The sequence below is a fragment of the Psychrobacter sp. genome, from assembly GCF_030457785.1.
In the GTDB taxonomy this organism is placed as follows: Bacteria; Pseudomonadota; Gammaproteobacteria; order Pseudomonadales; family Moraxellaceae; genus Psychrobacter.
Genome location: NZ_JAKDUI010000173.1, coordinates 1 through 5,728 on the forward strand (window position 1 = coordinate 1; position 5,728 = coordinate 5,728).

General features: G+C 45.4%; 4 protein-coding genes. 3 read left to right on the plus strand and 1 reads right to left on the minus strand.

Going from position 1 to position 5,728, the window contains the following annotated elements; genetic code table 11:
* The first annotated feature begins 110 nt into the window (after window positions 1–110).
* From L0J61_RS08595 to L0J61_RS08605, 3 genes are all read left to right on the plus strand, one after another.
* Window positions 111–1,235, plus strand: a complete 1,125-nt coding sequence (locus L0J61_RS08595; protein WP_301466033.1) for an extracellular solute-binding protein — start codon at window positions 111–113, stop codon at window positions 1,233–1,235.
* A 166-nt stretch (window positions 1,236–1,401) separates the two neighbouring features.
* On the plus strand, window positions 1,402–3,081 hold the full coding sequence (locus L0J61_RS08600; RefSeq protein WP_301466034.1) for an iron ABC transporter permease: 1,680 nt from the start codon (window positions 1,402–1,404) through the stop codon (window positions 3,079–3,081).
* A 237-nt stretch (window positions 3,082–3,318) separates the two neighbouring features.
* Window positions 3,319–4,500: an ABC transporter ATP-binding protein gene (locus L0J61_RS08605; RefSeq protein WP_301466036.1), complete on the plus strand. Its 1,182-nt coding sequence runs from the start codon at window positions 3,319–3,321 to the stop codon at window positions 4,498–4,500.
* A 78-nt stretch (window positions 4,501–4,578) separates the two neighbouring features.
* Here L0J61_RS08605 and L0J61_RS08610 read toward each other — a convergent pair whose 3' ends face one another.
* Entirely contained in the window at window positions 4,579–5,457 is an 879-nt protein-coding gene (locus L0J61_RS08610; RefSeq protein ID WP_301466035.1) for a methyltransferase domain-containing protein, read from the minus strand.
* Between the last annotated feature and the right edge of the window lie 271 nt (window positions 5,458–5,728).

Sequence of the window (5,728 nt, forward strand, 5' to 3'; positions counted from 1 at the left end):
CAAGGTCTTGATCTACAGTGATAGCGGTTTAGAGCCGCATTGTCACATTGTTCGATTAGTATCTTGTATATTCATATCATTTTTATTATAGAACTATTGTGAGGAAAACCATGTCATTGAAGACTATCAGCACCAACTTTACTTCTACTAAGCGTATCTTGCCTGTTGCCGTATTTGGCATGATGTTAGGTTTGGCAGGTTGTAGCGAGCCAGCAGCGACAGAAGACACTGCAGCTGAAGAGAGTGTAGAGACTGAAACAGCAGAGAGCTCAGAAGCAGAGGCCACTACTGATGCAGGTGCTGAAACAGTGACTATTTACTCTTCACGTAACGAGCAGCTTATCAAGCCGCTATTGGATCGTTATACTGAAGAGACAGGTGTGGCTATTGAGTTGGTTACTGACAAAACGGGTCCGTTAATGGCACGTTTGGAAGCTGAAGGGCAGAACACCCCAGCAGATATGCTGTTAACTGTCGACGCTGGTAACTTGTGGCAAGCCTCGCAGCAAGGGTTGCTACAGCCTGTAACCTCTTCAATTTTAGAGACCAATGTCCCTGCTAAGTATCGTGACCCACAAGGTCATTGGACAGGTCTATCATTGCGCGCTCGTACTATTTTTTATGATCCAAACAAAGTCAGTGCCGACGATTTATCAACCTATGCAGACTTGGCTGACCCTAAGTGGAAAGGCAAGCTATGCTTACGTACTTCGAAAAAGGTATATAATCAGTCGCTTGTGGCTAGTATGATTGATCATCTGGGCGAAGAAAGAACAGAAGAAGTGGTTCGTGGTTGGGTAGACAATCTAGCAACTGATGTATTCGGTGATGACACTAGCATGCTTGAAGCTATTGCTGCTGGCCAGTGTGAAGTAGGTATCGCCAATAGTTACTACTATGGCCGCGTATTGGAAGAAAACCCAGACTTCCCTGTTGGTATTTTCTGGGCGAACCAAGGCACTACTGGTACGCATGTAAACGTTTCAGGTGCTGGCGTGGTAGCAAACTCAGACAATCCAGATGGAACGTTGCAATTGATGGAATGGTTGTCATCTGATGACGCGCAAGGTATCTATGCAAGCGCAGACAAAGAGTTCCCTGTAAAAGAAGGGGTTGATAAGTCAGAAATGCTAAGTTCTTGGGGTCCATTCGAGCAAGATGATATCAACGTACAGACCTTTGGTGAGCTGCAAACCCAAGCCATCCAACTGATGGACAAAGCAGGCTACAAATAGAGAGTTGACGACAGTATCAATTTTTAACAGCACAGTTGCTAGCAGCCGACTCTTAACATTTTAAGAGTCGGCTATTTAGGTTGGATAGACAGATCGTTTTTGATACTGGTCTGGAAACCAGTATCGACGTTAGAGGTCTTTATGTGTCAGAAATGGAAGTGAACGTATGAGCATAATTTCTGACGCGTCTGTCAATCCAAATGATTCAGCCAATGGCAGTACAATTGAGAATATTCAGATGGCCAGCCAAGATCACACTTTTAAAAAACATATTGTCTCGAAATCAGTCTTAGGGCTGATTTCGTTGTTTATGCTTCTGCCAATTTTGATTGTAATATTCTCATGGACGCAGCCGGTTGCTGACATATGGACGCACATGACAGACTATGTGCTGCCACAAGTTCTAAAGAATACCGCTATTTTATTATTAATGGTGACGGTCATATCGGGTATTATTGGTACTGCGCTCGCTTGGGTGACCAGCATGTATCGTTTTCCTGGGCAGCGTTTTTTTTCTTGGGCGTTGATGTTGCCATTGGCGATGCCTGCTTATGTCTTAGCATTCGTTACTATAGGTATCGTTGATTTTAGTGGCCCACTGCAGACAGGCTTGCGTGACTTGGGTGTGACTACAGCAATTCCGTCAGTGCGTAATGTCTGGGGAGCTGGACTGATATTGTCGTTGGCTTTTTATCCTTATGTTTACTTGTTGGCGCGTCAGGCGTTTTTATCACAAGGTCGACGGGCGATTGAGGCAGGGCAGATGCTGGGGTTGACCCGCGGTCGAGTGTTTTTTCGGCTGGCACTGCCGCAAGCATTACCTTGGATCGTTGGCGGTTTATTGTTGGCCTGCATGGAGACATTGGCAGATTTTGGCGCGGTTTCAGTGTTCAATGTCGATACCTTTACCACGGCTATTTATAAAGCATGGTTTGGCTTCTTTAGTTTGACCACGGCCGCACAATTGGCAGCTTTGCTAATCGGTGTGGTTTTCGTCGTTGTGTTGTTTGAGCAGTATTGGCAGGGCAAGCGCAGCGACTATGTTACTCAGGGCAGTAATCAGCGTTTTGAAACCAGTAAGGCAGCTAAGCTGAGCATGACATTGTTGTGTACAGCGGTATTTTCTATAGCGTTCTTCATACCTTTCTTACAACTTATCTATTGGACGGTGTTAAACTTCCGTCAGGACTTTGACGACCGTTATATTGGTTTCGTCACCAACAGTATCTTGATTGCTAGCATGACCACGATTTTCATTGCCTTTTTGGCAATTATTATGGCGTGGATTAAACGGCAATATCCTGATAGATTGACCAAACTGATGACCACATTGGCTAACTTGGGTTATGTGGTGCCGGGTACGGTATTGGCTGTCGGTATATTTATTCCGATCGCTTGGTTGGACAATCGAATGATTGCCTTAGGTATTACTTCACAGCAATTCCTGTCAGGCAGTGTTATCGTGATGTTGTTGGCATTATCAACGCGATTTATGACGGTGAGTTTTCAGCCAGTAGATCGGCAATTGCAGCGATTGACGGTCAATCAAGAAGCGGCAGCCAAGCTGCTGAGTGATAGCTCGTTTCAACGCTGGCGTCAGGTCATGTTGCCAGTACTTAGTCCAGGGGTGTTGACTGCATTATTGATCGGCTTTGTCGAGGTCATGAAAGAGATGCCCATCACTTTGATGACCCGTCGCCAAGGCTGGGACACACTGGCAGTTCGGGTGTTTGAAATGACGAGCGAAGGCATGTGGGGACGAGCAGCGTTGCCCAGTCTGTTGATCGTATTGGTCGGACTCCTGCCTGTTTGGATCTTATTGCGTCAAAGTGACAAGCAGAGCTAAAGGGCTTTTCATAAAAACTGTGAAAAACCATTAAGATAATTAATGTTGCATGCCTTCACGTCTCAAAGGGCTAGTTGGTAGTACTCCTTGAGTCTTATAATCACTTTGCTGCTCAATCTATGGTTTTTATTTACTAGTAGTTAACGGGTACCGTCTATGCACACTGACTTACTTAACGATTCATCAATATCAAAACCTCAGCCCTCTCAGGTGCAAACCAACCAGCTTGGTGCAGATATGGCTACTGATCCTTATTTCAGTGTGCAAAACCTACTGGTGGGCTATGGCGATACCATCGTCGTCAATGGATTGTCGCTGACACTCCAGCGAGGTGAGATTGGCTGTTTCTTGGGTTACAGTGGTTGCGGAAAAACGACTGCATTACGAGCGATTGCAGGGCTAGAACCGAGCCGCGGCGGTACTATTTATCTAAATAATCATCGGCTAACCGATAAAACAGTAGGTCACTCGTTTGCCGTCGTTCCTGCCAAACGAGGCATGGGCATGGTATTTCAGGACTATGCGTTATTTGGTCATCTCAGCGTGGCGAAAAACATCGCTTTTGGTCTCAACAAATGGTCTGCCGCTGATAAGAAATCTCGTGTCAAAGAAATGCTAAGCCTGGTCGAGCTAACTGAACACGCGGATAAACGTCCCAGTGAGCTTTCAGGTGGGCAACAACAGCGAGTTGCGTTGGCTCGTGCATTGGCACCCAAGCCTGAGCTTTTATTACTGGATGAACCATTTTCAAATTTGGACGTGGTGCTGCGTGAATCATTGGCAATGAATGTTCGAGATATCCTCAAACGTACGAATACCACGGCGATCTTGGTTACCCATGACCAAAACGAAGCCTTTGCTTTGGCAGATAAAGTTGGCGTCATGGACAAAGGGAAGCTGGTACAGTGGGCGAGACCAAGTGATTTATACCATAAGCCAGTTAGTCCTTTTGTGGCTGAGTTCGTCGGTGAGGGCGCTATGATAAATGGCATCATCAAGGATGGTCATGTTGAGACGGCGCTCGGTGATATTTATCGACGCATGGAAGTCTCTGACGAGGCAGGATCTCCAAAATATTGTGAGTATGATTATCCCAACGGCACGAAAATCAAAGTGCTCGTGCGCCCTGATGATATCATCCACGATGATGAAAGCTCACAGACTGCACTAGTGATCGGACGGGTGTTCCGTGGTGCTAATTATCTGTACCGCTTGCAACTAGATGATGGACAAACATTATTGTCTTTAGTTGCCAGTCACCATAACCACGAGGTGGGTTCACACATTGGTATTGTTCCGCTCCTAGAGCATGTCGTGGTGTTCGATGAAAAAGACGTCAATGCGACTACTTGGTCAGAGTATGATGAATCAATAGAAACTGATCAAGGTAGCAGCAGAGTTGAAGCAACTCATGACTAATGTCAAATAATTATATGAGTTAGCCTCTGAGGTCCAGATTTTTTAAATTATTCGAGGTTGCTGTTGGTGTGTGACTGGCTAGCTTTGTCGAGTGGCCATGATATGCAAGTAACGCCCGAGCCATTTGTATGGCTCCAGCTGTGAATAGCGAAGCTCCATCCGTACTACCGCATCTGGATCGTTATGACCACCACGTTTCAGTGGTGCGTAATCGTGAAACACACGCAGACCGCTGGCGCGAACCGTCTGATAATGATGCGCTACCAGCCAACACTCGACTTTTTCCCTTGCGACTGGGTGGTTGGGCGTTAGGCTTTTTTTGTTATCTGCCTTATAGTCCGTGTTATCAAGTAAATTAAAATTGCCCATGATCAGATTGCGATAATCAAAACTCGCTGGGTTATAAAAACACAGTGATAGCGCACCATGACTCCTTAAATGTTGATCAAAAAAATCCATGACTGCTGCAGGCTCTGCCAACCACTCGAGCAAGGCATGACATAATATCAAATCAAACTTCTGGTTCTCTTTGGTGGTCAATCTTGCTGCTAGCTCCTGATATGGACAAATGTGCCAAGCGATGTCTAGTGTCTCATCAATTTGGTCAGCATTTGCTTTTGCTTTATCTATCATATTGGCGGAGATGTCATTGATGACTACTTCATGACCTTGTGTCGCCAGATCGATGGCAATTTGAGCAAGTCCTGCGCCAACATCCAAGATGCGTAGCGGTCGCCCAAGATCTTTGCTCAGCTGAGTGGTATATTCAAAAATATCACGACGTAGCACAGCCAATCGAATATCCCCTTTTAGGCCTCCGTAGACTTTTTTTTCAAAGTGATCAGCAATCGCATCAAAGCTACGATCAGAGCGAGTGCTTTCTGATTCCGTCGTTTGGAGTGACTGGTCTATCGATTGGTGCTCAGATGCTGCTATGTTTTTATCATCGGTGTGCATGGTGGGCTGTCTGTGTCAGGATTTGATTGTTGAGTATCCTACAATAAAGGGCAGGGCTTAGCTAGGATATCAGCATGATTTGGTGTTTTATAATACTAAAATGACAGTTTTAAAGGTGTCGGTTGCGGTATGTTTTGCAGTAGCTTTTCATGTGGTTTTACGTTATAAATAATAAGATGCAAGGTGTTATTGCCATCGGGTCAGTGCTGCTGAAAATGTTTTAACATTTTACCGCAGAAATCCCCTACCTCTAAGGTAGTGGGATGAATGC

What these genes read in the sequence shown, in the direction of transcription:
- L0J61_RS08595 (WP_301466033.1), top strand. Translation starts at nt 111, where the DNA reads ATGTCATTGAAGACTATCAGCACCAACTTTACTTCTACTAAGCGTATC.
- L0J61_RS08600 (WP_301466034.1), top strand. Translation starts at nt 1,402, where the DNA reads ATGAGCATAATTTCTGACGCGTCTGTCAATCCAAATGATTCAGCCAAT.
- L0J61_RS08605 (WP_301466036.1), top strand. Translation starts at nt 3,319, where the DNA reads ATGGCTACTGATCCTTATTTCAGTGTGCAAAACCTACTGGTGGGCTAT.
- L0J61_RS08610 (WP_301466035.1), bottom strand. Translation starts at nt 5,457, where the DNA reads ATGCACACCGATGATAAAAACATAGCAGCATCTGAGCACCAATCGATA.